Origin of the sequence: Microbacterium sp. K24 (genome assembly GCF_004794465.1) — a bacterium.
In the GTDB taxonomy this organism is placed as follows: domain Bacteria; phylum Actinomycetota; class Actinomycetes; order Actinomycetales; family Microbacteriaceae; genus Microbacterium.
The window spans coordinates 1-26278 of record NZ_SSDJ01000103.1 but is presented as its reverse complement, the minus strand read 5'-3'; the positions used below and the strand labels follow the sequence as shown (position 1 = coordinate 26278).

Genomic DNA, 26278 nt, shown 5'->3' with positions numbered 1-26278 from the left:
TGCGCGCCCACCCCGCCGCTGCCGCGGGTGGATGCGGTGCCGCAGGCGACGGCGAAGGCGAGGGCTCGATCGACGGTTTCGCCCCACAGGCGTGCGGCGAGGAAGCCGGCCGCGAGGGTGTCGCCGGCGCCGACCGTGTCCACGAGCTCCGTCTCCAGGGGAGGAACCGAAGCGCCGACGCGTTCGATGCCGGTGCCCGTGAGCCGTGCGGCGATCGCGCCCTCGGCGCCGAGCTTCGCGACGACGACGGCATCCGCCGGCATGATCGTGAGGAGACTCTCGATCGCGGCGTCGATGCCGCCCGTGCCCGTGATGCCCGTCAGCTCCTCCTCGTTGCCGAAGAAGACGTCGACGTGCGGCATCAGCGCGAGGATGCCGGAGTCCCACTGCTCCTCCGGGTCGAAGTTGCCGTCGAGCGACGTGGTCAGCCCCGCGGTACGTGCAGCGCGGAACAGCGCGGGTGCGTCGGCCTGCAGTGCGTGCTGGAGGAAGTAGCTGCCGATGTGCAGGTGCGCGGCGGATGCCAGGTCGGCGGCTGTCACGTCCGCGGAGCGGACGGTCCCGATCGATCCCATCGACGTGAGGATGCCGCGGTCGCCGCTCGGGCGCGTGAGGTGCGTGGAGGCTCCGGTCGGGAGGGTGGGATCGACGCGCACGCCGGCGGTGTCGACCGCGCGTTCGCGGAGCTCGGCGTCGAGGAAGCGGCCGAACGTGTCGTCTCCGCGCACGCTGATCAGGCGCGTGTCGACGCCCAATGCCGCGGCGCCGCACGCCGTGATCGCCGACGAGCTGCCCATGGTGAGGGTCGTCCTCGGCACGATCTGCTCGTGCTGCCCGAAGCGGATCTCGTCATCGACCTCGATGATCAGATCGACGCACAGCTCGCCGACGACGAGCAGTCGGCCTATGGATGCTGCGGCAGCAGCCATTCGCACCACACCCCTTCCAGGTCGACTCCGCCATCCGCGACCTGCCGACGACTCCAGTCTGCCGCGGCGCGGCGTGCGGCTTCGCACGCGCGTCCGGTCTTCTCGGCACCGCGGTCGGAGCCGTGGATGCTGATGAGCGCCCACGGGTCCGCATCGGCATCCGTCGTCGCCCCGTTCGTCACGGTCGTGCGCACGGGGATCGACATCGCGATCACGTCGCCGGGGGCGAGCTCCAGTGCGTCGGCGACGGCATCCGCCACGCCCTGCAGCAGCTCGCGCTCCGCGGCATGCGGGATGGTGGCGATCGTGATGACGGGCATCAGTCGGTGACGAGGACCGAGCGGTTCAGGAACGGAGGCGTGTCGGGGTTGCGTCCGCGCAGCGCCGCGAGGTCGACGGCCAGTCGGTGCGCGAGCGGCAGATTCGCCTGCGGGTCGAGGTCGTTCACGTAGACGGCTGCCCCGGTCGATCGCACGTCGTCGGCGATGACGTCGGGCGCCTCGCCGAGGAACCAGACGAGAGTGTTCGGCCCGGCGCACGAGATGGGGCCGTGCTGGTACTCCCACATGGAGTACGCCTCAGTCCAGAAGCCGGCGGACTCGCGCACCTTCAGTGCGGCTTCCTGAGCGAGGCCGTTGGTCCAGCGGTGTCCGAGGAAGACGATGTGCTGCACGTGTGCGGGGTCGGTGGGCAGTTCCGCCGCGAGGGCGCTGCGCGCATCGTCGACGAGGTCCGCGGGCGCCTGGTCGATCGAGGCGCGGAGAACGGTCAGCACGGTCGTGGCGAAGCGCGTCTGCACGATCGACTTCTCGTCGGCGAAGTCGAGGTGCACGGTGCGGTCGGCGCACAGCAGGCCGAGGGGAGTGTCGGTGTCGCCCAGGATCGCGGTGATGCGGTGGGTCGCGCCGTAGCGCTCGACGAGGTCGACGACATCCTGCGTCGTGCCGGAGCGGGAGATGACCACGATGTGCTCGTCGTCGTCGATCCAGTCGAGCTCGCTGGGGATGGCGGCGCGGGTGCGTCCGAGCTTCGCATCGTTGCGGAGGTACGCGTACGCGTCGCCGATGTAATAGGAGGTGCCGCAGCCGACGATCAGCACCTTCTCGCCCGCGGAGGGGAGAAGAGCACGATGGCGTTCGGCGAGGTCGAGTGCCTGCTGCCAGATCTCGGGCTGGCTCGTGAGCTCTGCCCGGGTGATGGCGCCCGTTCCGACGATGCTGTCGTTCATATCGTGGTCCTTCAGGTCTCTCCGTCGGCGCGCATGTGGCGACGATCTGTGCAGATTCAATCAGAAATGAGCAAGGAATGAAAGTTCTTGACGGATTGAGCAGGTTGTTGAATACTGCAACGAACGGACGCCACGCAGCACCCGGGCTGACGGCGACATCACCAGAGGAGATCGACGCGTGAGAATCAGAAATCAGCGCCTCATCGGCATCGTCGGCATCGGCGCTGTCAGCGCCATGGTGCTCTCCGGTTGTGCCGGCTTCGGCGGCGGCGGCGGATCGAGCGACGAGGGCGGCGACCAGACCCTCACCTTCACCACCTGGGGCAGCGAGTCCGAGGAGACTACCTTCAAGGACCTCATCAAGCAGTTCGAGGCCGACCACGACGGCGTCGACATCAAGCTCAATGTGGTGCCCTACGACCAGATGTTCTCGAACATCGATGCGCAGCTCTCGTCGGGCAAGGCCCCCGACCTCTTCCGCGTCGACTACGGCAACCTCGGCGTCTACTCGAGCCAGGACCAGCTGCTCGACCTGAGCGAGTACTTCTCCGACGACGAGGTGGCCGAGTTCACCCCCGCGATGTGGGAGGCCGTGTCGTTCGACGGCGCACCCTACGGAGTGCCGCACCAGACCGATGTGTCGGCTCTCCTCGTCAACACGCAGATGCTGACGGATGCCGGCATCGACCCGGCGACCCTCCCCACCACCCAGGACGACGCCTGGACGTGGGACGAGTTCGCCGACGTCGCCACACAGCTGCGCGGCGCCCTCCCGGCCGACAAGTACCCCTTCGCGTACAACTGGCAGCTCGGCGGCGCACCTCGCTGGCTGAGCTGGCTGTTCGAGGCGAACGGCACGTTCCTCGACGGCACCTCTGCGACGATCGACTCGCCCGAGGGCGAGAAGGCCCTCGACTTCACGAAGAGCTTCTTCGAGAACGAGTGGGTCCCGCCGACGAGCTCGACCAAGGGCACCGTCTACGCCGACAACCTCTTCACCGAGGGCACGGTCGCGATGGCCTTCGCCGGCTCGTTCCTCGTGCCCGACATCGACTCGCTCGCGAAGTTCGACTGGACGGCCATCCCGATGCCGAAGGACGAGCGCGGTGCGACCGACCTCGGCGGCAACGCGCTGGTCGCCACGAAGGGCACGAAGAACCCGGAGCTGGCTGCGGAGTTCCTCAAGTTCATGGTCTCGGCCGACGCGATGAGCGAGTTCTGCGCCAACACCAACGAGCTGCCGACCCGCCTCGACCTCGAAGGCGACGCCGTGGAGTTCAAGGTGCGCCCCGACGTCATGCCGGTGTTCGTCGACCAGGCGGGCACGATCGAGCCGAGCGACGTCAAGCAGCTGACCTCCCCGGCCATGGCCGCGATCAACACGGCGCTGCAGGACCAGCTCGAGGCCGCGTTCATCGGCGGGCAGTCCACCGCCGACACGCTCGCGAACCTGTCGGCCGCCATCGAGGAAGCCGCCAAGTAATGACTGCTCTGTCCACCCGCGACCGGGGCAACGCTGTCGCGTCGCCCCGGCCGCGGGCGGGTCAGCGGACCGCCCGCCTGCGAGAGTCTCTCGTCGGCTGGAGCTTCGCCGCTCCGAATCTCGTCCTGATGTCGCTGTTCCTGTTCGTCCCGATCATCTGGGCGGCGATCATCTCCTTCCAGGAGACGAAGGGATTCGGCGACCCGGAGTGGGTGGGGCTGGAGAACTACGTCCGCCTGGTCTCCGATCCGGTCTTCTGGCAGAGCCTGCTGCAGACCATGCTGTTCACCGCGGTGACCGTGCCGATCGAGCTGCTGGGCGGCCTCGGTCTCGCGGTGCTGCTGAACTCGGTGCTTCCCGCCCGCGGGATCTTCCGCACCGCGATCGTGCTGCCGATGGTCATCTCCGGTGTCGCCTCCGGCATGATCGCGGTGATCATGTTCTACGAGTCGAACGGTCTCGTGAACAAGATCCTGAACGCCATCGGCCTCGACTCCGTCGGCTGGCAGTCGCAGGGCGGTCCCGCGATGATCTCGGTCATGATCGCCGCGGTCTGGCTGCGGCTGGGGTTCAACATGATCATCTACCTGGCCGGCCTCCAGTCGATCTCGCCCGAGCTGTACGAAGCCGCGCGCATCGACGGCGCCAGCCGCTGGCAGCAGTTCCGGTCGGTGACCGTGCCGCTCGTCGGTCCGTCGACGTTCTTCCTGCTGATCATGAACGTGATCGCGTCGTTCCAGGTGTTCGACCTGATCTTCGTGATGACCGGCGGCGGCCCCGGCAACTCGACGTCGGTGCTCGTGACCTACGCGTACCGCAACGGCTTCCAGATCAGGGAGCAGGGATACGGCGCCGCGATCGGCATCGTCATCCTCATCATCACGCTCATCTTCACCTTCATCCAGTGGAAGACCAGTCGCACGCGAGACCTGGCGGAGTAGGAGTGCATCATGGCTGAAACCACCACTGTCGTGCAGATCGCCGACGCGGCGCTGCTCGGCGACAAGGGCGCCGCACGCGTGCAGCGTCGTCGTCGTCGGCAGAGCCAGTCGCGCAAGGGCATCGTCTGGCGCACGCTGATCGCCGCGGTCGTCTCGCTCATCGTGATCTTCCCGCTGTACTGGATGCTCGTCGTCGCGTTCTCGCCGCGCGGCGAGGTCTTCGAACCCGGTCTGCGGCTCTGGCCGAGCACCCTCACGCTCGAGAACTTCGCCAAGGTCTTCGACCGGGTGCCGGTCATCGACTGGTTCGGCAACTCGGTCGTGATCGGCGCGATCGTCACGGCGCTCACCGTGTTCGTGAACCTGCTCGCCGGATACGCCTTCGCCCGCCTCCGTTTCGGCGGTCGCAACGCGGTGTTCATCCTCGCCCTCGCGACGATGATGATCCCCGTGCAGGCCATCATGGTCGCGCAGTTCAAGCTCGTGTCGGGTCTCGGGATCTTCGGCACCTACTGGGGTGTGATCCTGCCGGGAGCGGCAGCCGCGTTCGGCATCTTCCTCGCGCGGCAGTTCTTCATCGGCATCCCCGACGAGATCATCGAGGCCGCCCGCATCGACGGCGCCGGGCATTTCCGCATCTTCCTGCAGGTCGTGCTGCCGCTGTGCAAGCCGCTGATCGCGGTGCTCACCCTGCTCACGCTCATGGGAAGCTGGAACGACTTCGCCTGGCCGTTGATCGCCCTCAACGACAACCAGCTGTTCACCCTTCCGATCGGACTGCTCTATCTCAAGAACCAGACGTCGCCCGACTACAACGCGATCATGGCGCTCGCGCTGATCGCCGTGCTGCCGATGGTGCTGCTGTTCATCTTCTTCCAGCGCTACTTCGTGCAGGGCTTCGCCCGGAGCGGGATCAAATGACCCTGACGTACCTCTGTTCGCTCCCGTTGCCGGACTCCTGGTTCGACGAGCTGCAGAAGCGGATGCCGCAGGTCGCGGTGCATCGCATGACACCGGACACGCCGCCGTCGGCGGAGGTGCTCGCCGCCGTCGACCTGCTGCACACGAGCGAGTGGCTCCCGGCATCAGTCGACGTCCCCGCACTGCGGCTCGTGCAGCTCGACACCTCGGGCGTCGATCATGTGCGCGGCACGACGCTGTGGGAGAGCGGCGTGCCCATCGCGACGCTCGGCGGCATCGCTCCGGTGCCGATGGCCGAGTACGCGCTGATGTCGATCCTCGAGCTCTCGCATCGGATGCCGCTCATCGCGCGGCACCGTCTGGATCGCTCCTGGCCGTCGAACGCCGAGCGGCTCGCGTCGCTCACGCCGCGGCAGTTGTCGGGGGCGACCGTGGGCATCGTCGGGTACGGGCGGATCGGACGCGAGATCTCCCGGCTCGCCACGACGTTCGGGATGACCGTGCTCGGGGTCAGCCGCTCGGGAGCCCGCGTCGCGGCATCCGGAGGGACAGCCGAGAAGTTCGACACCGGCCGTCAGACGATCGACGACGACCCGGCCGAGCTCTTCCCGATCGACCGGCTCGACGAGGTGCTGCGTCGCAGCGACTTCCTCGTGGTGGTCGTTCCGCTCACCGAGCTCACCCGCGGACTCATCGGACCCGCGCAGCTCGACCTGCTTCCGCACGGCGCGTTCGTCGTCAACATCGCCCGTGGCGGCATCGTCGATGAGCGGGCGCTCCTGGAGAGGCTGCGCGATGGACGCATCGGCGGCGTCGCCCTCGACGTATTCGACGAGGAGCCGCTGGGAACCGACTCGGTGTGGTGGACGGAACCCGGCGCGCTGATCACCCCCCACGTCGCGGGACTGGCCCCGCAGTATCATGCACAGACACTCGACCTCGTCGTCGAGAACCTGACCCGACTGGCCGAGAACCGGCCCTTGCTGAATGAGGTGGACCGTGCAGCCGGTTACTGAGCCCCTGATCGGGCCGAAGCGTCAGCGCGAGCTGCTCAACTACATCCGCACCTACGGTGCCGGTTCGGTCAGCGAGATGGCCAAGCTGCTCGGCGTGAGCACGTCGACCGTGCGTCGCGACCTGAACGAGCTGCAGGACAAGAAGCTCGTCGAGCGCGTGCACGGCGGCGCGGCGCAGGTCGATGACGACGTGGAGCCCCTCCGTCCGCAGCGCGAGGTCGCGTTCGCGGAGGAGAAGCAGCGCATCGGCCGCGCGGCATCCGCCTACATCACGCCGAACTCGACCGTCCTGATCACCGGCGGTACGACGACCGAGGCGATGCTGCCGTTCCTCGGCGGCATCCCCGGACTCACCGTGCTCACCAACAGCCTCAGCGTCGTCAGCCGGCTGTCGCAGTTCCCCGACATCGACATCATCGTGCTCGGCGGGCTGCTGCGCCGCACCGAGATGAGCCTGCTCGGACACCTCACGATCGCCGGGCTCGACGAGTTCGGCATCGACCGCGTGTTCACCGGCGCCTTCGGCGTCGATGCCGAGATGGGTGTGACCGGCACGAACCTCTCCGAGACCCAGACCGACCGGTCGCTGGCCTCCTCGGCCCGCGAGCTCATCGTGCTCGCCGACCACTCCAAGCTCGCGCGGCGCGGTCCCGCGCGGCTGGTTCCGATCGAGGGCATCTCCCGACTGATCGTCGACGACGGAGCGGATGCCGCCCTGCTCGGGCGCCTGCGCGATGCGGGGGTGACCGTCGAGACATGCTGATCCCACCCGCCCTCACGGCGGTGGGGCTGGGCGCGAGCCTGCCCTCCATCGCCGCTTTCAACGTCATCACCCTCGAATATGCGGAGGGGATCGTCGCCGGAGCCGAGCGAGCCGGACTGCCGGTACTGCTCTCGATCAGCCACAACGCGGTGCGCTTCCACGGCGGACTCGCACCGATCGCGGCGGCATGCCGGGCGCTCGCGGATGACGCCGCGGTGCCCGTCGCGCTGCATCTCGACCACTGCGAGTCGGAAGAGCTGGTCCTGGAATCGGCCGGGCTCGGGTTCGCGTCCGCCATGTTCGACGCATCGACCCTGCCCTATGCCGAGAACGTCGCGGCGACCGCTCGCGTCGCCGCCCGCGGTCAGGAGCTCGGGCTCTGGATCGAGGCGGAGCTCGGCGAGATCGGCGGCAAGGACGGAGCCCACGCTCCCGGTGTGCGCACCGACCCGGCCGAGGCTGCCGCGTTCGTCGCCGCGACCGGCGTCGACGCCCTCGCCGTCGCGGTCGGCTCCTCGCACGCGATGACCAGCCAGACCGCAGAGCTCGACATCGCGCTGATCGAGCGTCTCGCCGCAGCCGTGCCCGTGCCGCTCGTGCTGCACGGCTCGTCGGGCGTCGGCGCCGAGGGCATCCGCGCGGCCGTGGCCGCCGGCATCCGCAAGGTCAACGTCGGCACCCAGCTGTCGGCCGCGTACACGAACGCGCTCCGCGCCGAACTCGGCGACCGCGTCGACCCGCGTCGGGCGCTGGGCGCCGCGCGCGACGCCATCGCCGCCGAGGTCGCGCAGCTGCTCGACGTGATCTCGAACCCCGTACCCACCGACCAGGAGAGGTAGGAACATGTCCGCAACCGTCCAGGGGCCGTCGTCGCACGACGGCGAGCCCAGCGCCGCGGCGCTGCTCGAGGCCGGCGACATCGTCGGTCTGATGCGCGCCTGCCATGACCGCCGCCTCGAACGGGAGGGGATCCCGATGGTGCTCGGACTCGCCGACGAGCGCGGGCCGATCCCGGTGGCCGGGTCGGATGCGCAGCGCGCCGAGGGCACCGCATTCCTCGCCGTGCTCGACCGGTACCGCGACGCCCTCGTGCCGTTCGCCCGCGTCGACGACGAGGGAGCCGTCATCACCGCGATGCAGGTCCTCGCCTACACGCACTTCGCGCCCGGAGCGACGCCGATCACCGAGGCCGATGAGCCCGCGGTGGTCGGTGCCTCGGCATCCGATCCTGTCGCGCCCGCGGCATCCGACCCGATCGATCCGATCCTCACCGGGGAAGGAAACCTCGCATGACCAAGCCCTCCTTCGACGCGCAGCGGGAGCAGCTCGCGAACGGCCACTTCATCCGCGTGGTCAACTACCACTCCACTCCGCGGGGCGCGCGTGACGAGCTCGAGAAGGAGCTCGCCGGCTTCGCCCGCGACTACGCGCCCGTCACGCTCGACGACCTCGACCGGCTGTTCGAGACGGGCACCTGGCACAAGGACAAGCCGGGTCTCATCCCGGTCTTCTACGAGGGGTACCGCAACTCGATCTCGGTCGCCGCTCCGCTCTGCGACCAGTACGGCCTGACCGGCTGGTTCCCGATCGCGACGTCGTTCGTCGACTGCGACCCCGAGCACCAGGAGGCGTTCGCCCGCGCGCACTGGATCTCGCTCGTCGAGGAGGACACGAAGGGCGGCCGCATCGCGATGAGCTGGGACGAGGTCGCCGAGGTCTCGCAGCGGCATGTCGTCTTCCCGCACACCGCCCACCACGAGGGGTTCGACACGGTGCTGTCCGACGAGGACATCCGCCGCGAGGTCGTCGAGTCGAAGGCGCAGCTCGAGGCGGTCACCGGGCAGGAGGCGCCCGCGTTCGTCTGGCTGCACGGCTCGTCCTACGGACAGAACCCGCGTCATGACCAGGCCGTCAAGGATGCGGGCTACCGCTACCAGTTCGCGAACACGATGATCCACCGCGTGAACTAGCCGAGCGGCCCCTTTACGTACGAGCCGCCCCCTTGTGGACGCTCGCAAGGGGGTGGCTCGTACTCAAAGGGGCGGGTCGGCGGGCGTGCGCAGATCAGTCGCTGATGCCGAGATGGCGGATGCGGCCGCGGCGGTCGCGCCAGGTGAGCTCGGTCGTGCCGCCATCACGCCTGGAGCGTGCAGCGCGAGCGGTGCCCTCGACCACATCGCGGATGCCGTGGGCGCGCAGCATCTCCTCCGCGCTCGGATCGTCCACGACGGCCGCGCCGTCGACCGCCGCCCAGACCCGCTGCGGGTAGTACTGGACTCCCGACGTGAGGACTGCGGTGGTCCCGTCCTCGCGCTCGATGTCTGCGGTGAGGATGCCGTCGCGATGAGCGAGTCGGAATCGGCGGACGGATGCCGCGGCATCCGTCCCGCGCCGCACGAAGCCGGGGCCGGGCGACCAGTACCAGCTCTCGAGCACACCGGCATCGGTCAGCGCGAGCACCTCGAGATGATCGGGACCGAACGTCGACTGCACGATCTGCGCGTCGCGGTACCGCGAGCCCGACGCGAATGCGAGGCCCCTGCTCCACTGCCCGGGTGGCACGTCGGGGGTGTCGAGAGGGTCATCGGGGCCGTCGGCGTTGAACCAGAAGACCCAGAGCCCGTCGGTCGCATCGCAGGCGACGAGTTCGAGGTTCCCCCGGGCTCCGTAGACCCCCTGCGCCAGCGAGACGCGCCCGGCGATCGGACGAATCCCGCCTACCGTCATGATGATCTCTGAATGCATTTGCTTATTCTTGCTCATTTGTGGGTGTTTGTGACAACATTGCTCCCACGACCTTTCGAAGGAGAAGCATGAGAATCGCCAGAGCCCTCGTCGACGGCAGCCCGCGCATCGTCATCACGGATGCCGGTCAGTCCCGGCTCGCGCCGGAGTCGCACCCCGATGACGCGCTCGCCGCTCTGGAGAGCGGGCGATCGGGAGCCTCCGCGGACTGGAGCGTCGTGGATCTCGGCGATCTCGAGCTCCTCGCCCCGGTCGCCGGCACCGGCAAGATCATCGCCGTCGGACTGAACTACGTCGACCACACCGCGGAGACCGGCTTCACCCAGCCGGAGCGTCCGCTCACGTTCGCGAAGTACGCGACCTCGATCACCGGCCCCACGGCAGACGTCGTGGTGCCGGACCACCTCACGCAGGGCGTCGACTTCGAGTCCGAGCTCGCCCTCGTCATCGGCCGCCGCTGCGGCGGTGAGACGCCCGCCACGCTCGACGACGTCGCCGCCTACACGGTCGCGAACGACGTGTCGGCCCGCGACGTGCAGTTCGGCGACGTGCAGTGGACCCGCGGCAAGTCGTTCGATACGTTCACACCCCTGGGGCCGGAGCTCGTCACGCCCGACGAGTTCGGCGACCCCGCGGGCCACCGCATCTACGCCGAGGTCGACGGCGAGCTGTTGCAGGAGGACGACACGGCCGAGATGATCTTCGACGTGCCCACCATCCTCGCGTTCGTCAGCGACGGCGTCACGCTCGAGCCCGGCGACCTGATCCTCACCGGCACGCCCGCAGGAGCAGGCGCCTTCCGCACCCCGCCGCGCTACCTTCAGCACGATGAGGTCGTCACGGCCGGCGTCGAGGGCATCGGCGAGCTTCGCAACCGCTTCGTCCACCGCTCCCGCCTCACGGCCTGAGCCTCCACGGCCTGAGCCCCTGACCGCCCGCGCACTGATCGGAACTCAACGATGACCACCACCGACCGCCGCGTCCTCGTCCTCATCGGGGCCGGATCCGCCGTCTTCACCCGAGGCCTGCTCGCGGACCTGATCAGCGCCGAGGATCTCGGGGCATGGGAGATCCGTCTCGTCGATGTGGATGCCGTGGCGCTCGGCGTCGCCGCCGACCTCGCCGAGGCCATGGTGGTCGCCCGCGGCGTCGAGGACAGCATCCGGGTGGTGCGATCCACCGATCGCCGCGAGGTGCTCGCCGGCGCCGACTTCATCGTCACCTGCGTCGGCGTGGGCGGTCGCCCGGCCTGGCAGCTCGACCACGAGATCGTGCAGAAGCACGGGATCTACCAGCCGGTGGGCGACTCGATCATGCCCGGCGGAATCTCGCGGCTGCTGCGCACGACCCCGGTGCTGGTCGAGATCGCGCACGACATCGCCGAGCTGGCCCCCGAGGCGTTCTTCTTCAACTACTCCAACCCGATGACCGCCAACGTGCAGGCCATCCACCAGCAGACCGGTCTCGACGTCGTCGGCCTCTGTCACGGCATGCATCACATCCAGCGCGAGCTCGCGCAGCTCATCGATGCGCCCTTCGACGAGACCTCGACGCTGTACGCCGGCATCAACCACCTCACGTTCATCTACGACTTCCGCTGGAAGGGGCAGGATGCCTGGCCGCTGATCCGCGAGCGCGTGCGCGCCGAGCTCGCCGAGGCGCCCGACCCCGCCGACATCGGGAACATCTTCTACGAGAAGCCGACGGCGTGGCACAACCCGTTCGCCTGGGAGCTGTTCGAGCGCTACGGAGCCTTCGCCGCCGCCGGTGACCGGCACGTCGTGGAGTTCTTCCCCGAGCGGTTCCAGAGCGGCGACTACTACGGCAAGAAGCTCGGCATCGACGCGTTCAGCCTCCCCGAGATCCTGGAGTGGGGCGAGAACCGCTACCAGGGCATGAAGCGCCAGGCGCTCGGCGAGGAGCCGCTCGACCAGTCGATCTTCGAGCGCTCCGGCGGCGAGCAGGAGCAGCTGATCGCGATCATCCGCTCGATCACGTTCGACTCGCGCGAGATGTTCAGCTGCAACGTCGTGAACAACGGCGCGGTTCCCGGGCTGCCGGAGTGGTCGGCCGTCGAGATCCCCGGTGTGGCCACGGCCCGCGGCATCCGTCCGATCTCTGTCCCCGACCTCGGCAAGCCGCTCACGGCGATCCTCGCCCGCCGCCTGACGTCGGTCGATCTCGCCGTCGAGGCGGCCCTGACCGGGAACCGCGACCTGGTGGTCGAGGCGATGATCGCCGACGGCGCCATCTTCGACGCCGACCGGGCCACGGCCCTCACCGACGACCTCATCGCCGCACAGGCGCAGCACCTGCCGAGGTTCGCATGAGCGCCCAGAACATCGGCTCGACGCACGAGCCCTTCGAGAAGTACGCTCCGCAGGGCGAGCACGAGTGGGGCACGGGCCTCCGCAGCCAGAAATGGTTCGGCGCCGAGGGCAAGACCGGGTTCATGCACCGGTCGTGGCTGCGCAGCGAGGGACTGCCGGACGACTCGTTCCGCGGCCGGCCGATCATCGGCATCGCGAACTCGTGGAGCGAGCTGACCAGCTGCAACATCCACCTGCGCGCCCTCGCCGAGCACGTCAAGCGCGGGATCTGGCAGGCGGGCGGCGTGCCGTTCGAGTTCCCGACGACCTCGGCCGGCGAGCCGATCGTGCGCCCGACCGCGATGCTGCTCCGCAACCTCATGGCGATGGACCTCGAGGAGACGCTGCGTTCGAACCCCCTCGACGGCGTCGTGCTGCTCGCGGGCTGCGACAAGACCACGCCCGCATACCTCATGGGCGCGGCATCCGTCGATCTCCCCGCGCTGCTCATCACGGGCGGCCCGATGCTCAACGGCAAGCACCGCGGCACCGACATCGGCTCGGGCACCTCGGTGTGGAAGTTCACCGAGGCGTATCGCGCCGGGCTCATCGACGACACGGCGATCACCGAGGCCGAGGGCTGCATGGCCCGCAGCCAGGGGCACTGCCAGACCATGGGCACCGCATCGACGCTCGCCTGCATCTCGGAGTACATGGGCATGCAGCTGCCGGGCACGGCATCCCTCCCCGCCAACGACTCCCGTCGCGCGACGGCCGCGCACCTCGCGGGTCGTCGCATCGTCGAGATGGTCGCCGAAGGCCTGCGTCCCTCGAAGATCCTGACTCGCAAGGCGTTCGAGAACGGCGTGCGGGCGAACGCGGCACTCGGCGGTTCCACGAACGCCGTGATCCACCTGCTCGCGCTCGCCCGTCGGGTCGGCGTCGAGCTCACGATCGACGACTTCGACACGCTCGTGCGCGACATCCCGGTGCTGGCCGACCTCATGCCCAGCGGGCGCTTCCTCATGGAGGACTTCGAGTACGCGGGTGGCACCGCCGGCTTCGCGGAGACCCTCGGCGACCTGCTGCACCGCGACACGCTCACCGTCACGGGGGCGACCCTCGGCGAGAACTACGCGGGAGCGGAGGTGTTCAACCGCGAGGTCATCCGTCCGCTCGACAACCCGGTGAAGCCCGTCGGCTCCGGCATCGCTGTGCTCACGGGCAACCTCGCCCCGCGCGGCGCGGTCATCAAGCAGTCGGCCGCCGCCCCCGAGCTCATGCAGCACACCGGGCGCGCGCTCGTCTGGGACTCGCTGCAGGCGTACCTCGCCGATGCCGAGGACCCGGATCTCGACGTCACGCCCGACGACATCCTCGTCGTGCGCAACGTCGGACCGAAGGGCTACCCCGGGATGCCGGAGGTCGGCAACCTCGCACTGCCGCGGAAGATCCTCGAAGCGGGCGTGACCGACATGGTGCGGATCTCGGATGCGCGCATGAGCGGCACGTCGTACGGCACGGTCGTGCTGCACGTGGTGCCCGAGGCTGCGGCCGGCGGACCCCTGGCGTTCATCCGCACCGGCGACACCGTGACGCTCGATGTCTCCGGTCGCTCGCTGCACATGCACGTCTCCGACGAGGAACTGGAAGGCCGTCGTGCCGAGTGGGTCGCGCCGGTCGTGCCGAACAGCGAGCGCGGCTGGACCCGCCTCTACATCGAACACGTCACGCAAGCGGACGAAGGCTGCGACCTCGATTTCCTCCAGGGGAAGTCGGGGGCGTCGGTAGGCCCGCAGGCGTTCTAGGTTGGAGCGCATGACCTCGGTACTCGTCGTCGGCGCGTCCGGCATCCTCGCGCCTGCGGCATCCGCTCTGGTGAAGCGCGGTGCGGAGGTGACCGGGATCAGCCGGCGCGGGCACTCGCCGGCGGGTGTCAACGGCCTGCATGTCGACGCCCACGACCTCCCCGCCCTCGACCTGGCGCTCGGCGCCGCGCGGTGGACGGCGGCGATCGTCTACGAGCCCGCGGTCACCGCGCTCAGCCTTCCGCGGATCGCCGCCGCCGTCGACGGGCGCGTCGTTCTCGTGCGCACGAGCGCGGCAGCCGATCCGGCGCACGGGATCGAACCCCGGCTCGCCCCTGACGTGCTCCTGCTGGGATGGGTCGACGACGGCGTGTCGACCCGCTGGCATTCTCCGCAGGAGGTGTCGGATGCCGCACTCGAGGTGCTCGCCGACGGGCGGCCCCGCATCCTCGGGACCGTCCGGCCGTGGGAGCGCCGGCCGTGATCTCGATGCTGGCCCTGTCGCCTGCGGTCGACGTGACATACGAGCTCGATGCGCTGGAGTCCGGCGAGATCAACCGCCCGACGCGCACGACCCGGGTCGCGGGAGGGAAGGCGCTGAACGCCGCCCGTGTCGCGCGCGCACTGGGCGCCGATGTCAGAGTCACGGTGGCGCTCGGCGGTGCGAACGGGGAGTGGATCCGCGGCCGGCTCGAGGCTGAGGACGTGCCGACGACCACGATCGCGCTCGCCGCGGAGACCCGCACGTGCCTGGCGCTGGTCGAGGCCCTCGGCGGCGCCTCGAGCACCGATGTCTACGAACCGGCGACCGGGTTCTCTCCGGAGGAGTGGAGGGGGTTCGCCGACGCCGTGCGAACGGCTCGTGCGGAGCGCTGGACGGCCGTGTCGGGCAGCATCCCTCCGGGGGTGCCGCCGGCCGAGCTCGCCGCGCTCCTCGCCGAGGTGCGCGCGCGAGGATCCCGCATCGCCGTCGACACCTCGGGACCCGCGCTCGCGCAGCTCGCTCCGCAGAGCGACCTCCTCAAGGTGAACCGCGCCGAGGCCTCCGAGCTGCTCGGCCGGGAGCTGCCCGACGCGGTGTCGGCCTGCGAGGCGTTACACGAGCAGTTCGGGGTGGATGCGGTGGTGACCGACGGCGTGCGCGGCGGAGCGGGGCTCTACGCCGGCGAGCTCCACCACCTCGCGCCGCCGCGTGCCGTCGGCCGCTTCCCCGCGGGCAGCGGCGACTCCTTCTTCGGCGGGCTGCTGACCGGGCTCGACGGCGGTGCGCCGTTCGCGGCCGCTCTCGAGATCGCGCGCGACGCCGCGGAGCGCAACGCCCAGGGGCCCGGGCAGGGCGTGCTGGCGTAGTCCGCGCCGCAGCGGGGGGACCGGCGGGCGCGATGTTACCGTGAGCGCGTGAACATCCCATCCGATGAGGCCGGTGCAGACGAGACGCTTCCGGCTGCCGTGACCCGGGGTGGACGCACATCGGCATCCGCGCGGGCGACCGGAGTGGTCATCGTCGCGATGAGCGTCGCCGTGTGGTGGCCGGCGTTCACGCTGGGAGCCTGGGGGACGTTCTTCTTCGATCAGCTGCTCACCGTCTGGGCGGCATCCATCGGAGCGCTGATCGTCGTGCTGTTCCAGCCCCGGGGCCGACCGCGGGTGCTCAAGGCCCTCGCTCTCCTGGTGCCGACGCTGTGGCTCGTGCTCACCGCGCTGCCGCTCCAGGAAGACGACCTGGGAGCCTTCGTCCTGGATCTGGTGGCCATCTTCGTCGCGCTGCTGAGCGTGCCCGCGACGATCTGGGTGCTGGCCCGTGTCATGTGGCCGGAGTTCGGCGAGGACATCAGCCGGGGGAGACGGGTCCTCGTCGTGGCGGCTGTCGTGCTCGTCGGCGTCGCGTCATTCCTGCTCGGGGTGAACCAGGAGCGCTTCCTCACCTGCGGCGACTTCACGATCAGCGGCAACTCCGAGCCGCCGGGGTGCGTGCCGGGCCCGCCGAACTGACCCACATCACGTTCGAATCGCCCGAATGGTCGGCATCCGACCCACAGGCCGACCAGGTGCGCGATTCGAAACGGCTAGCCGAGGAACTCGCGGGCGGCCGACGACAGGGCGGTCACGCCGACCTCGATCGTCGGGTGGATCTCCGGTGCGTAGAACGGCGAGTGGTTGGTCGGGATGTCCTCGTTCAGCCGGCCGGCCGCGGCGGCCTCGGCGAAGCGCGTCGGGTCGACGCCGCCCCAGAACCAGAAGACCAGGGGCACGCCGGCATCCCGGGCGAACCAGGAGACATCCTCGCTGCCCGTGAACATACCGGGATCGATGACGGCATCCTCGCCCAGCGCTCGCTGCAGCGCTGCGGTCACGCGCGCCGTGGCATCCTCGTCGTTGATCGTGGCGGGCAGCGTGTGGAGGGTGTGGATCTCGGGTTCGCGCTCGGCGCCGGACGCCTGGGCCTCGGCGCGCACGATGCGCTCGACGCTCGCGAGCACCTTCTCACGGGCCTGGTCGTTCGGGTAGCGAAGGCTCAGCTCGAGCGTCGCCTCGGCCGGGATGATGTTGTTCTTCAGCCCGGCGTGGATCGAGCCGACGGTGACGACGCCGACGCCCTGCGGGTCGATCTCGCGGGAGGCGATGGTCTGCAGCCGCATCACGGTGGCCGCGGCCATCACGATCGGGTCGATCGTGGAGTGCGGTCGCGAGCCGTGGCCGCCGCGGCCATGGAGGATCACGGTGAGCCCGTCGGATGCGGCCATCTGGGTGCCGCTGCGCACGCCGATGACGCCGGCGGGGAGCGGGGTCACGTGCTGACCGAGCACGACATCGGGCTTCGGGTAGCGGCTGAGGATGCCGTCGTCGAGCATCGCCCGTGCGCCGGCGCCGTACTCCTCGGCGGGCTGGATCAGCACGACGAGGGTGCCCGTCCAGTCGGCCTTCTCGGCGACCAGCTTCTCGACGGCGCCGATCATCGCGGTGACGTGCATGTCGTGCCCGCACGCGTGCATCACCGGCACGGTGTTGCCCGACGGGTCGACGCCCTTCGCGGTGCTCGCGTACGCCAGCCCGGTCTGCTCCTCGACGGGCAGGGCGTCCATGTCGGCGCGCACCCAGACGACCGGACCGTCGCCGTTCTCGAGAACCCCGACGACGCCGGTGACCCCGACGCCCTCCTCGACCTCGAGACCCAGCTCGCGCAGGTGTGCGGCGGCGATGCCGGCGGTGCGCGTCTCCTGGAACGAGAGCTCGGGATGCTGGTGCAGGTCGATGTAGAGCGCTTCGAGGTCGATCGTCATGAGCCCGAGCCTACTCGGGCCCGCCATGCGCCGACCCGGCCCCTTGCGTGCGACCCGGCCCTCCGACTCGCGATGCAGAGGGGTGGCTCGCACAGAGGGGGGCCGGTCGGCGAAGGGTGAGAGTGCGCCCTACTCGCGGGCGTAGGTCTCCAGCGCGGGACCCGGGTGCAGCACGCCGTTGACGATCGCGCGGATCGCGTACTCGCTCGCGGCGCCGAGCTCGATCTCTCCCGGATGCAGGAGCCATTGCAGCTGCAGCCCGTCCATGACCGCGAGGATCGCGGCGGATGCGGCGGCGATGCTCTGCGGGTCGTCGACGCCCTCCTGCGCGCACAGCTCGTGGAAGGCGGCGGTGACCTCACGGCGCAGCGTCGTGTACCGCTCCTCGAAGTAGTCGCGACCGGGGTGGTCGTCGGTCACCGACTCCGACGAGAGCACGGTGTACGCCTGGACGATGCCGGGGCGCTTCTCATTGGCGAAGGCCGTGCGCACGAGATGCAGGAAGAGCTCGGGACCGCCGGGGATGTGCTTCTTCTCGAGGTCGGCCACATCCGCCTGGTCGCGGTAGGAGAGCACCTCGAGCAGCAGCTTCTGCTTCGACCCGAAGTGGTGCAGCACCCCGGCGTGCGTGATGCCGACCTGCTCGGCGACGTCGGCGAGAGTGCCGTTGGTCGAGCCCTTGTTGCCGAAGATCTCGACCGCGGCCTTGAGGATCTGCTCGCGCTTCGCACGGGTCGACGGACGCACTCGCGACTTCTCATCCGTCACGCGGTGCTCCTCTCCGACTCGTACTTGCCAATGAACTTACCAGTGGGTAACCTCACAACCACTTACTTTCTCGACAGTAAGTGAAATGTCCCCCACGCAGCACAATGACCGTGCCCAAGGAGAAGCAATGAAGCTCAGAAGATCTCTGATCGCCGTCGCGGCGATCGCCGCCCTCAGCACCTCGGTCCTCGCCGGGTGCGCAGCCGGCGGCGGCTCGAACGACGGCGGCGGCTCCGGAGAGTCGCCCGCACTCACCATCGCCAAGCCCGACGGCGCCATCACCACCGAGTCGAACAACCCCTGGGTCGGCGACTCGTCGGCCAACAAGCTCGGCTACAAGAACGTCATCTTCGAACCCCTCGCCATGGTCAATCCCGTGGGCGACAACGAGACGACCCCGTGGCTCGCCGAGAAGGTCGAGTGGAACGACGACTACACGCAGCTCACCGTCACCCCACGCAAGGGCGTGACCTGGAGCGACGGCGAGGAGTTCACCGCCGACGACGTCGTCTTCTCGTACGACATGATCCGCAAGACCCCCGCGTTCGACACCGGCAACATCCAGCTCACCGACATCGTGAAGGACGGCGACAACGTCGTGCTGACCTTCGGCGAGTCGAAGTTCGTGAAGCAGTCGCAGGTGCTGCACATCCCGATGGTGCCCGAGCACATCTGGAAGGACATCGCCGACCCGACGACCGAGGTCGCACCCGACCCGGTCGGCACCGGCCCGTACACGCTCGAGAAGTTCAGCAGCCAGTCCGTCACGCTGCAGGCGCGCGACGACTACTGGGGCGGCGACCTGGCCGTGCCCACGCTGTACTACATCTCGTACAACGACAACACGGCCCTCACGACGGCCCTCGCCAACGGCGACGCCGACTGGGCGCAGGCCTTCATCCCCGACGTGCAGAGTGCCTTCGTCGATAAGGACCCGGAGCACAACGTGTTCTGGGCGGCGAACAACCTGGCGCCCGACGTGCTCTTCGTCAACCACCAGCAGAAGCCCTTCAACGACCTCGCCTTCCGCCAGGCCGTGAACATGGTCATCGACCGTGCGGCCCACACCGAGATCGCGCGCGAGAATGCCGGTCCGGAGCTCACCTCGGTCACCGGCCTCCCGACCCCGATCGGCGAGCAGTACATCGCTCCCGAGTTCGAGGGCGAGGAGTTCTCGCTCGATGTCGAGGGCGCCCGCGGGATCCTCGAGGACGCCGGATACACCTGGGACGGCGACGCCCTGATCGACCCGGACGGCGAGCCGGTCTCGTTCACGCTGCAGGTGCCTCAGGGATGGAACGACTACGTCACCGGCATCAGCCTGATCGCCGACCAGGTCAAGGAGACCCTCGGCGCCGACGCGAAGGTCGACACCCCCGACGCCGACACCTGGTGGGCGAACAAGCGCAGCGGCGACTTCGACGCGATCATGCACTGGGTCGACGGCGGCACCACGCCGTACGACCTCTACTCCGACACCATGGACGGCCGCTGGCTGCTCACCGGCGACGAGGTGGACTTCAACTTCGGGCGCTACGAGAACGATCGGGCCACCGAGCTGCTGAACACCTACGCCACGTCGGGGAGTGACGAGGAGCGCACCGCCGCGATCCAAGAGGTGCAGAAGATCTTCGTCGAGGACGTTCCGGTCATCCCGGTCGGCACCCACCCGGTGCTGGGCGAGTACAACACCCGGGGCTACGTCGGATGGCCCGGCGAGGACGACCAGTACGCGACGGCTGACCCCACACTGGTCACCGTGCCGCTGATCCTCACCAAGCTGAAGCCGGCCGAGTAAGTCGGGTGCGGTGCCCGGGGTTCCTGAGCCTGTCGAGGGACCCCGGGGCACCGCTCCTGCCCCCACGAAAGCGATACCCCCATGCCTGACCCCCTTCTCAGCGTGCGCGACTTCTCGGTCGTGTACGACGTCGAACCGCCCGTCGAGGCGGTGAAGAACGTGACGCTCGAGCTGCAGCGCGGCGAGATCCTCGGCCTCGCCGGGGAGAGCGGATGCGGAAAGACGACGCTCGCCTACGGCATCCAGCGCCTGCTGCGCGCCCCCGCCGTCATCACCGGCGGCAGCGTGACCTTCCACGATGCCTCCGGCGTCGACGTCGACATCAATGCGCTCGACGCCGACGCGATGCAGCGCTTCCGTTGGGACAAGGTGTCGATGGTCTTCCAGGGCGCGATGAACGCCCTCAATCCGGTCGCGACGATCGGCGCCCAGCTGGAGGACGTGTTCGAGGTGCATCGCCCCGACCTCAGCCGCCGCGAGCGCCGCGCCGCGGCCGAAGAGCTCCTCGAGCTCGTCGCCGTCGGCAAGGAGCGCATCCGCTCCTACCCTCACGAGCTCTCCGGCGGCATGCGCCAGCGCGTGATGATCGCGATGGCCCTCGCGCTGCGCCCCCAGCTCATGGTCATGGACGAGCCGACCACCGCCCTCGACGTGCTGGTGCAGCGCGAGATCCTGCGGCAGATCTCGCAGCTCCGCCACGAGTTCGGTTTCTCGGTGATCTTCATCACCCACGACCTTCCGCTGCTGCTCGAGATCAGCGACCGCATCGCCGTGATGCGCGCGGGCGAGATCATCGAGCTGGCCACCGCCCGCGACTTGTGGGAGCGCCCGCAGCACGAGTACACGAAGAAGCTGCTCGCGTCGTTCCCGCGCCTCACCGGCGAGCGAGGGGTGCTGGTCCGATGACGCTCCTCGAATTCCAGAACGTGTCGAAGCGCTACCGCGTGCGAGGCGCCGCCCCTCTGCTCGCGCTCGACGACGTCAGCTTCACCCTGCGCGACCGGCAGACCATCGCGCTGGTCGGGCAGTCCGGCAGCGGCAAGTCGACGATCGCGAAGATCCTGACGCAGCTCGAGACGCCGACAGCGGGGCAGGTGCTGCTCGACGGCACGCCCATCCCGCGCCGCGGCCGCGGCCTCCGCCGCTACCGGCAGCAGCTGCGCATGGTCTTCCAGGATCCGTTCGCGTCGCTCAACCCGGCCCACTCGATCCGCTATCACGTGGAGCGGCCCCTGCGTCTCGACGCCGTGGTGCCGAGCGATCAGGTCGAGTCCGAGGTGCGCCGGCTCCTCGAGAAGGTGCGCCTCGATGCGGATGCCGTGATCGACCGCCGTCCGCACGAGCTCTCCGGCGGGCAGCGCCAGCGGGTCGCGATCGCGCGGGCCCTGGCATCCCGCCCGTCGCTGCTGGTCGCCGATGAGCCGGTGTCGATGCTCGACGTGTCGATCCGCCTCGGCGTGCTGACCCTGCTCGCCGATCTGCAGCGCGAGGAGGGCCTGGGCGTGCTGTACATCACGCATGACCTGGCCACCGCCCGCCACTTCAGCGACGAGATCATGGTGCTCCACCACGGCAAGGTCGTCGAGCACGGCACCGCCGACGACGTCATCCTGAACCCCCAGCATCCGTACACACGCGAGCTGCGCGCAGCCTCGCCCGATCCGGAGAAGCACTTCGCCGCACCGGCGCGGCAGCCGTTCGGAGGAGACGCATGAGAATCCCCGTCCGCTTCATCGCCAGCCGCGTCGCGTTCTACCTGTTCACGGCGTGGGCCGCGATCACGATCAACTTCTTCCTGCCCCGCATGCTCAAGGGCGACCCGGTCACCGCGTACATGCAGAAGAACGCCGGGCAGATCAGTCCCGAGGCCGAGCGCGCGCTGCGCATCCTCTTCGGGCTCGACCAGAACACCACGGTCTGGCAGCAGTACCTCGACTACTGGCAGCTGCTCTTCTCCGGCGATCTCGGCCGGTCGTTCTCGAACGGCCTCGCGCCCGTCGGCGAGGTCATCGCCGGAGCGCTGCCGTGGACCGTCGGCCTGGTCGGCGTCGCGACGATCCTCTCGTTCCTGATCGGCACGGCGGGCGGTGCGATCATCGGATGGCGCCGCGGCAGCCGTGCCGACGTCATCGTGCCGATCTCGACGTTCTTCAGCACCGTGCCGTACTTCTGGCTCGGGCTCATCGCGATCGCCGTGCTGTCGACGACCCTCGGCTGGTTCCCGGCATCCCACGCGTACGACAAGGGATCGAGCCCCGAGCTCACCCTCGACTTCATCGGCCAGGTGATCGCGCACGGCGCTCTGCCCGTGCTGACGATCGTCATCGCGTCGCTCGGCGGCTGGATCCTCGGCATGCGCAACATGATGCTGACCGTGCTCGACGAGGACTACATCACGGTCGCGCAGGCGAAGGGCATGCCGAACCGCCGGGTGCTCTGGCGGTACGCGGCGCGCAACGCCGTGCTGCCGCAGCTCTCGAGCTTCGCGCTGTCGATCGGCTTCATCGTCGGCGGCACGATCGTGATGGAGATGGTGTTCTCGTACCCGGGTGTCGGCAAGCTTCTGCTCGACGCCACGACCGCGAAGGACTACCCGCTCATGCAGGGACTGTTCCTCATCATCACGATGGCGGTCCTGCTCGCCAACATCCTCGCCGACATCGCGTATGCGGTGCTGGATCCGCGCACCCGACAGTCGGAGGCCTGAGATGACACTCTCCCCCTCAGCAGAGAACGCCGCCGCATCGGCGGACGCCCCCACGGCGCCGACCGGGATGCCCGAGACGGCCACGCTCCGGACACCCGCCGTGAAGCCGCCCGCCGAGAAGACCTTCCGGTCGCAGCTCGGCGCCTCGTTCGCGATGTTCCGCAACCGCAAGTCGCTCGCCGGGCTCATCATCCTCGGCGTCTTCGTGCTCGTCGCGATCTTCAGCGACCTGCTCGCCCCGTACGGACCCCTCGAGAAGGACTACACGGCGCTCCGCCAGGCGCCGTCGCTGCAGCACCTGCTCGGCACGACCCACATGGGCGAGGACATCCTCAGCCAGATCATCTACGGCACCCGCGGCGTGCTCATCGTCGGCTTCCTCGCCGGCATCATGGGCACCTTCATCGCGGTGATCATGGGCGTCGTCTCGGGCTACACCCGCGGCTGGCGCAGCGAGTCGCTCTCGGCGCTGACCAACGTGTTCCTGGTGATCCCCGGACTGCCGCTGATCATCATCGTCGCCTCGCAGTTCGAGAACCCGCCGCTGGTGCTGATCGCCGCCGTGCTCGCCCTCACCGGGTGGGCGTGGGGCGCGCGCGTGATGCGCGCGCAGACGATGTCGCTGCGCAACCGCGACTTCATCCAGGCGGCGCGGGCGAACGGCGAACCGCTGCGCCGCATCATCTTCGTCGAGATGCTGCCGAACCTGATGGCGATCATCGCGTCGAGCTTCGTCGGCACCGTGACCGCCGCCGTGCTCGGCCTGACGACGCTCGCCTTCATCGGCGTCATCCCGATCACGAACCTCAACTGGGGCACGATCCTGTACTGGGCGCAGCAGAACGGCGCGTTCCCGAACTACTGGTGGTGGTACGTGCCCGCCGGGCTCTGCATCGCCCTGCTCGGCGTCGCCCTCTCGCTGATCAACTTCGGCATCGACGAGTACGTCAACCCGCGCCTGCGCTCGGCCGGTGAGCGGGCCAGGGCCATGAAGAAGAAGGGGCTGGATGTGAACGACGCGGTGACCGCGGTTCGCAGCATCCCGACCTCCCCGAAGACGGCCACGCCGTCGAAGACCACGACCACACAGAACTCGAAGTGATGACCTCTCAGACACTGACCACGTCCCTGCCGTATCAGAACCCCGACCTCTCGATCGCGGAACGCGTCGCCGATCTGCTCGGCCGCATGACGCTGGAGGAGAAGATCGGGCAGATGCTGCAGCTCGACGCCCGCGACGATCTCGACGACCACATCCTGCGCCGGCAGGCGGGATCGATCCTCCACACCTCACCCGAGCGCATCCTGCAGGCGAACGCGCTGACCGCGCAGACCCGGCTGCAGATCCCGCTGCTCGTGGCCGAGGACTGCATCCACGGCCATTCGTTCTGGCCCGGCGCGACGATCTACCCGACCCAGCTCGGCATGGCCGCGTCGTGGGATGCCGGACTGCTCGAGCGCGTCGCCCGAGCCACCGCCGAAGAGGTCGCCGCCACCGGCATCCACTGGACGTTCTCGCCGGTGCTCTGCATCTCGCGCGATCTGCGCTGGGGACGGGTGAGCGAGACGTTCGGCGAGGACCCGTTCCTCATCGGCGAACTCGCCAGCGCCATGGTGCGCGGCTATCAGGGCGATGGACTGGATGATCCCACCGCGATCCTCGCGACGGCCAAGCACTTCGCCGGATACTCCGAGACGCAGGGCGGGCGCGACGCCAGCGAGGCCGACATCTCGCGGCGCAAGCTGCGGTCGTGGTTCCTGCCGCCGTTCGAGCGCGTGGCGAAGGAGGGATGCCGCGTCTTCATGCTCGGCTACCAGACCATGGACGGCGTGCCGATCACGACCAACGAGTGGCTGCTCAGCGACGTGCTGCGCGGGGAGTGGGGCTACACCGGCACCCTCATCACCGACTGGGACAACGTCGGCCGGATGGTCTGGGAGCAGCGCATCCAGCCCGACATCGCGCACGCCGCGACCGCGGCGACGCGGGCCGGAAACGACATGATCATGACCACCCCCGGATTCTTCGAGGGAGCGCTGGATGCCGTGGCGCAGGGGCTGCTCGCCGAGGACGCGTTCGATGCCGCCGCGGCCCGGATCCTCACGCTGAAGTTCGAGCTCGGCCTCTTCGAGGACCCGCGCCTGCCGCGGGCGGAGCTGGATGCCGTCGTCGGCAGCGCCGCGCACGCGGACCTCAACCTCGAGACGGCTCGCCGCTCGATCGTGCTGCTCGAGAACGACGGCGTGCTGCCGCTCGACGCGACGGCGCCGCTGCGGGTCGCGGTCGTCGGACCGCTCGCCGACGACGCGCAGACGCAGCTCGGCGACTGGGCCGGCGGCTCGGGCCAGGCGGGCTGGCTCGACGGGCAGCCGCGCGACATGATCACGACCGTGCGCGACGGACTGGAGGGAGTCTCCGGATGGAGCGTCACGCACGCCCGCGGGGCCGACATCCTCACGCTCGAAGCCGACGCACGGGGCGCGCTGTTCCCCGACGGGCAGCCGCGTCCGTCGGTGGTGCAGCCATGTGAGCCCGACGAGGCCCTGATCGCCGAGGCCGTCGCCGCGGCATCCGCCTCCGACGTCGTCGTGGCCGTGGTCGGCGACCGCATCGAGCTCGTCGGCGAGGGACGGTCGACCGCGACCCTCGAGCTCATCGGCGGCCAGAACGCGCTGCTGGACGCGCTGATCGCGACCGGGAAGCCCGTGGTCGTGGTGCTGCTCGCCTCGAAGCCGCTCGTGCTGCCGGCATCCGTGCAGCAGGCGGCCGCCGTGATCTGGGCGGCGAACCCCGGAATGCAGGGCGGGCGCGCGCTCGCCGAGATCATCTCCGGAGCCGTCGAGCCCTCGGGGCGTCTGCCGATCTCGTTCGCGCGGCACGTCGGCCAGCAGCCGACTTACTACAACCAGATCCGCGGCCAGCACGGCGACCGCTACGCCGACCTCACCCAGGCGCCGGCTTGGGCGTTCGGCGAGGGGCGGTCCTACACGACCGTCGAGTACTCCGACCTCACGCTCGAGAAGACCGAGCTCGGCGTCGCCGACACGATCGTCGGACACCTCACCGTCACGAACACGGGGGAGCGACCCGTGCGCGAGACCGTGCAGGTGTACGTGCGAGATGCCGTGACCAGCGTGAGCTGGACCGACAAGGAGCTCAAGACCTACCGACAGGTCGACATCGAGCCGGGGGAGTCGGTGCGGGTGCGGCTGGAGCTGCCGGTCGCCGACTGCACGATCGTGGATGCGGCAGGCCTCCGCGTCGTCGAGGCAGGCGCCTTCGAGCTGCTCGTCGGGCCGAGCTCGCGGGACGAGGTGCTGCAGACCGCCGGTTTCGAGGTCGCCTGAGCCGGACGATGTCAAGAGGTGTCAGTCGATTTGACCTCAACCGCTGTTGAGGTTTTACGTTGGAGTCATGACCCGGACGAAGAACACTCGATGACCTATGTGATCGCGCTGCCCTGCGTCGACGTCAAAGACAAGGCCTGCATCGACGAGTGCCCGGTCGACTGCATCTACGAGGGTGAACGGTTCCTGTACATCCATCCGGACGAGTGCGTCGACTGCGGCGCCTGCGAGCC

Annotated in this window: 26 protein-coding genes and 1 pseudogene; 21 read left to right on the top strand and 6 right to left on the bottom strand. The window is 69.2% G+C overall.

Features of this window, described 5'->3' with window-relative positions; translation table 11 throughout:
* From DW306_RS09690 to DW306_RS09680, 3 genes are all read right to left on the bottom strand, one after another.
* The coding region (locus tag DW306_RS09690) for a carbohydrate kinase family protein (protein ID WP_136055393.1) at positions 1 to 929 on the bottom strand (929 nt) is incomplete at its 3' end.
* Positions 905 to 1249, bottom strand: a complete 345-nt coding sequence (locus DW306_RS09685; RefSeq protein ID WP_136055392.1) for a hypothetical protein — start codon at positions 1247 to 1249, stop codon at positions 905 to 907. The genes DW306_RS09690 and DW306_RS09685, both read right to left, overlap by 25 nt.
* Entirely contained in the window at positions 1249 to 2157 is a 909-nt protein-coding gene (locus DW306_RS09680; protein WP_136055391.1) for a sugar isomerase, read from the bottom strand. The genes DW306_RS09685 and DW306_RS09680 overlap by 1 nt, the downstream gene beginning before the upstream one ends.
* Positions 2158 to 2335: 178 nt before the next feature.
* On the opposite strand from DW306_RS09680, the gene DW306_RS09675 reads away from it, so the two are divergent.
* Genes DW306_RS09675 through DW306_RS09640 form a run of 8 tightly spaced genes read left to right on the top strand, consistent with a single transcriptional unit; the run spans position 2336 to position 9251 of the window.
* Complete coding sequence (locus DW306_RS09675) at positions 2336 to 3640, top strand: sugar ABC transporter substrate-binding protein (protein WP_240747142.1); 1305 nt, start codon at positions 2336 to 2338, stop codon at positions 3638 to 3640.
* Positions 3640 to 4581 carry a sugar ABC transporter permease gene (locus tag DW306_RS09670; protein WP_136055390.1) on the top strand — a complete coding sequence of 314 codons (942 nt, stop codon included), beginning with the start codon at positions 3640 to 3642 and terminating at the stop codon, positions 4579 to 4581. The genes DW306_RS09675 and DW306_RS09670 overlap by 1 nt, the downstream gene beginning before the upstream one ends.
* A 9-nt stretch (positions 4582 to 4590) precedes the next feature.
* Positions 4591 to 5502: a carbohydrate ABC transporter permease gene (locus tag DW306_RS09665; protein WP_136055389.1), complete on the top strand. Its 912-nt coding sequence runs from the start codon at positions 4591 to 4593 to the stop codon at positions 5500 to 5502.
* Positions 5499 to 6518 carry a D-2-hydroxyacid dehydrogenase gene (locus DW306_RS09660; protein WP_136055388.1) on the top strand — a complete coding sequence of 340 codons (1020 nt, stop codon included), beginning with the start codon at positions 5499 to 5501 and terminating at the stop codon, positions 6516 to 6518. Before DW306_RS09665 ends, DW306_RS09660 begins: the two co-directional genes overlap by 4 nt.
* Positions 6502 to 7281: a DeoR/GlpR family DNA-binding transcription regulator gene (locus DW306_RS09655; protein ID WP_168429278.1), complete on the top strand. Its 780-nt coding sequence runs from the start codon at positions 6502 to 6504 to the stop codon at positions 7279 to 7281. Before DW306_RS09660 ends, DW306_RS09655 begins: the two co-directional genes overlap by 17 nt.
* Positions 7275 to 8120, top strand: a complete 846-nt coding sequence (locus DW306_RS09650) for a class II fructose-bisphosphate aldolase (protein WP_136055386.1) — start codon at positions 7275 to 7277, stop codon at positions 8118 to 8120. The genes DW306_RS09655 and DW306_RS09650 overlap by 7 nt, the downstream gene beginning before the upstream one ends.
* Before the next feature lie 4 nt (positions 8121 to 8124).
* Complete coding sequence (locus DW306_RS09645; RefSeq protein ID WP_136055385.1) at positions 8125 to 8574, top strand: hypothetical protein; 450 nt, start codon at positions 8125 to 8127, stop codon at positions 8572 to 8574.
* Positions 8571 to 9251, top strand: a complete 681-nt coding sequence (locus DW306_RS09640) for a polysaccharide deacetylase family protein (RefSeq protein ID WP_136055384.1) — start codon at positions 8571 to 8573, stop codon at positions 9249 to 9251. The genes DW306_RS09645 and DW306_RS09640 overlap by 4 nt, the downstream gene beginning before the upstream one ends.
* Before the next feature lie 94 nt (positions 9252 to 9345).
* Here DW306_RS09640 and DW306_RS09635 read toward each other — a convergent pair whose 3' ends face one another.
* Entirely contained in the window at positions 9346 to 10026 is a 681-nt protein-coding gene (locus DW306_RS09635) for a hypothetical protein (RefSeq protein ID WP_136055383.1), read from the bottom strand.
* 68 nt (positions 10027 to 10094) lie between these two features.
* Between DW306_RS09635 and DW306_RS09630 the strand changes: the two genes are divergently transcribed.
* Genes DW306_RS09630 through DW306_RS09610 form a run of 6 tightly spaced genes read left to right on the top strand, consistent with a single transcriptional unit; the run spans position 10095 to position 16135 of the window.
* Entirely contained in the window at positions 10095 to 10934 is an 840-nt protein-coding gene (locus DW306_RS09630) for a fumarylacetoacetate hydrolase family protein (RefSeq protein ID WP_136055382.1), read from the top strand.
* 51 nt (positions 10935 to 10985) lie between these two features.
* Positions 10986 to 12356 (top strand): hypothetical protein, encoded by a 1371-nt coding sequence (locus DW306_RS09625; protein ID WP_136055381.1) that lies wholly within the window; start codon positions 10986 to 10988, stop codon positions 12354 to 12356.
* Entirely contained in the window at positions 12353 to 14143 is a 1791-nt protein-coding gene (locus DW306_RS09620; RefSeq protein WP_136055380.1) for an IlvD/Edd family dehydratase, read from the top strand. Before DW306_RS09625 ends, DW306_RS09620 begins: the two co-directional genes overlap by 4 nt.
* Positions 14144 to 14153: 10 nt before the next feature.
* On the top strand, positions 14154 to 14627 hold the full coding sequence (locus DW306_RS21280) for a hypothetical protein (RefSeq protein WP_168429277.1): 474 nt from the start codon (positions 14154 to 14156) through the stop codon (positions 14625 to 14627).
* The gene (locus DW306_RS09615) at positions 14609 to 15493 is read left to right on the top strand and encodes a PfkB family carbohydrate kinase (RefSeq protein WP_168429276.1); all 885 of its coding nucleotides are present in this window, start codon (positions 14609 to 14611) and stop codon (positions 15491 to 15493) included. The genes DW306_RS21280 and DW306_RS09615 overlap by 19 nt, the downstream gene beginning before the upstream one ends.
* A 48-nt stretch (positions 15494 to 15541) precedes the next feature.
* Positions 15542 to 16135 (top strand): hypothetical protein, encoded by a 594-nt coding sequence (locus DW306_RS09610; protein ID WP_240747141.1) that lies wholly within the window; start codon positions 15542 to 15544, stop codon positions 16133 to 16135.
* A 74-nt stretch (positions 16136 to 16209) separates the two neighbouring features.
* Here the strand turns inward: DW306_RS09610 and DW306_RS09605 are convergent, their stop codons facing one another.
* Both DW306_RS09605 and DW306_RS09600 read right to left on the bottom strand, forming a co-directional pair.
* On the bottom strand, positions 16210 to 17424 hold the full coding sequence (locus tag DW306_RS09605; RefSeq protein ID WP_136055378.1) for an amidohydrolase: 1215 nt from the start codon (positions 17422 to 17424) through the stop codon (positions 16210 to 16212).
* A gap of 129 nt (positions 17425 to 17553) precedes the next feature.
* Positions 17554 to 18192: a TetR/AcrR family transcriptional regulator gene (locus tag DW306_RS09600; RefSeq protein ID WP_136055377.1), complete on the bottom strand. Its 639-nt coding sequence runs from the start codon at positions 18190 to 18192 to the stop codon at positions 17554 to 17556.
* Positions 18193 to 18319: 127 nt separating this feature from the next.
* Between DW306_RS09600 and DW306_RS09595 the strand changes: the two genes are divergently transcribed.
* From DW306_RS09595 to DW306_RS21605, 7 genes and pseudogenes are all read left to right on the top strand, one after another.
* On the top strand, positions 18320 to 19990 hold the full coding sequence (locus DW306_RS09595; RefSeq protein WP_136055376.1) for an ABC transporter substrate-binding protein: 1671 nt from the start codon (positions 18320 to 18322) through the stop codon (positions 19988 to 19990).
* Between the two features lie 81 nt (positions 19991 to 20071).
* Entirely contained in the window at positions 20072 to 20896 is an 825-nt protein-coding gene (locus DW306_RS09590; protein ID WP_136055375.1) for an ABC transporter ATP-binding protein, read from the top strand.
* Positions 20893 to 21705, top strand: coding sequence for an ATP-binding cassette domain-containing protein (locus tag DW306_RS09585; RefSeq protein WP_136055374.1), 813 nt, complete (start codon positions 20893 to 20895; stop codon positions 21703 to 21705). Before DW306_RS09590 ends, DW306_RS09585 begins: the two co-directional genes overlap by 4 nt.
* Entirely contained in the window at positions 21702 to 22697 is a 996-nt protein-coding gene (locus DW306_RS09580; protein ID WP_136055373.1) for an ABC transporter permease, read from the top strand. Before DW306_RS09585 ends, DW306_RS09580 begins: the two co-directional genes overlap by 4 nt.
* A gap of 1 nt (position 22698) precedes the next feature.
* Positions 22699 to 23799 carry an ABC transporter permease gene (locus DW306_RS09575; protein WP_205814138.1) on the top strand — a complete coding sequence of 367 codons (1101 nt, stop codon included), beginning with the start codon at positions 22699 to 22701 and terminating at the stop codon, positions 23797 to 23799.
* On the top strand, positions 23799 to 26045 hold the full coding sequence (locus DW306_RS09570) for a glycoside hydrolase family 3 N-terminal domain-containing protein (RefSeq protein ID WP_168429275.1): 2247 nt from the start codon (positions 23799 to 23801) through the stop codon (positions 26043 to 26045). The genes DW306_RS09575 and DW306_RS09570 overlap by 1 nt, the downstream gene beginning before the upstream one ends.
* 90 nt (positions 26046 to 26135) lie before the next feature.
* Positions 26136 to 26278: pseudogene (locus tag DW306_RS21605) on the top strand (ferredoxin); the annotation flags it as partial.

Bases quoted from the DNA above. Each gene is read 5' to 3' on its own strand.
- DW306_RS09685 (WP_136055392.1), bottom strand. From the start codon at position 1,249: ATGCCCGTCATCACGATCGCCACCATCCCGCATGCCGCGGAGCGCGAG.
- DW306_RS09680 (WP_136055391.1), bottom strand. From the start codon at position 2,157: ATGAACGACAGCATCGTCGGAACGGGCGCCATCACCCGGGCAGAGCTC.
- DW306_RS09670 (WP_136055390.1), top strand. From the start codon at position 3,640: ATGACTGCTCTGTCCACCCGCGACCGGGGCAACGCTGTCGCGTCGCCC.
- DW306_RS09665 (WP_136055389.1), top strand. From the start codon at position 4,591: ATGGCTGAAACCACCACTGTCGTGCAGATCGCCGACGCGGCGCTGCTC.
- DW306_RS09660 (WP_136055388.1), top strand. From the start codon at position 5,499: ATGACCCTGACGTACCTCTGTTCGCTCCCGTTGCCGGACTCCTGGTTC.
- DW306_RS09650 (WP_136055386.1), top strand. From the start codon at position 7,275: ATGCTGATCCCACCCGCCCTCACGGCGGTGGGGCTGGGCGCGAGCCTG.
- DW306_RS09645 (WP_136055385.1), top strand. From the start codon at position 8,125: ATGTCCGCAACCGTCCAGGGGCCGTCGTCGCACGACGGCGAGCCCAGC.
- DW306_RS09640 (WP_136055384.1), top strand. From the start codon at position 8,571: ATGACCAAGCCCTCCTTCGACGCGCAGCGGGAGCAGCTCGCGAACGGC.
- DW306_RS09635 (WP_136055383.1), bottom strand. From the start codon at position 10,026: ATGCATTCAGAGATCATCATGACGGTAGGCGGGATTCGTCCGATCGCC.
- DW306_RS09630 (WP_136055382.1), top strand. From the start codon at position 10,095: ATGAGAATCGCCAGAGCCCTCGTCGACGGCAGCCCGCGCATCGTCATC.
- DW306_RS09625 (WP_136055381.1), top strand. From the start codon at position 10,986: ATGACCACCACCGACCGCCGCGTCCTCGTCCTCATCGGGGCCGGATCC.
- DW306_RS09620 (WP_136055380.1), top strand. From the start codon at position 12,353: ATGAGCGCCCAGAACATCGGCTCGACGCACGAGCCCTTCGAGAAGTAC.
- DW306_RS21280 (WP_168429277.1), top strand. From the start codon at position 14,154: ATGACCTCGGTACTCGTCGTCGGCGCGTCCGGCATCCTCGCGCCTGCG.
- DW306_RS09605 (WP_136055378.1), bottom strand. From the start codon at position 17,424: ATGACGATCGACCTCGAAGCGCTCTACATCGACCTGCACCAGCATCCC.
- DW306_RS09595 (WP_136055376.1), top strand. From the start codon at position 18,320: ATGAAGCTCAGAAGATCTCTGATCGCCGTCGCGGCGATCGCCGCCCTC.
- DW306_RS09590 (WP_136055375.1), top strand. From the start codon at position 20,072: ATGCCTGACCCCCTTCTCAGCGTGCGCGACTTCTCGGTCGTGTACGAC.
- DW306_RS09585 (WP_136055374.1), top strand. From the start codon at position 20,893: ATGACGCTCCTCGAATTCCAGAACGTGTCGAAGCGCTACCGCGTGCGA.
- DW306_RS09580 (WP_136055373.1), top strand. From the start codon at position 21,702: ATGAGAATCCCCGTCCGCTTCATCGCCAGCCGCGTCGCGTTCTACCTG.
- DW306_RS09575 (WP_205814138.1), top strand. From the start codon at position 22,699: ATGACACTCTCCCCCTCAGCAGAGAACGCCGCCGCATCGGCGGACGCC.
- DW306_RS09570 (WP_168429275.1), top strand. From the start codon at position 23,799: ATGACCTCTCAGACACTGACCACGTCCCTGCCGTATCAGAACCCCGAC.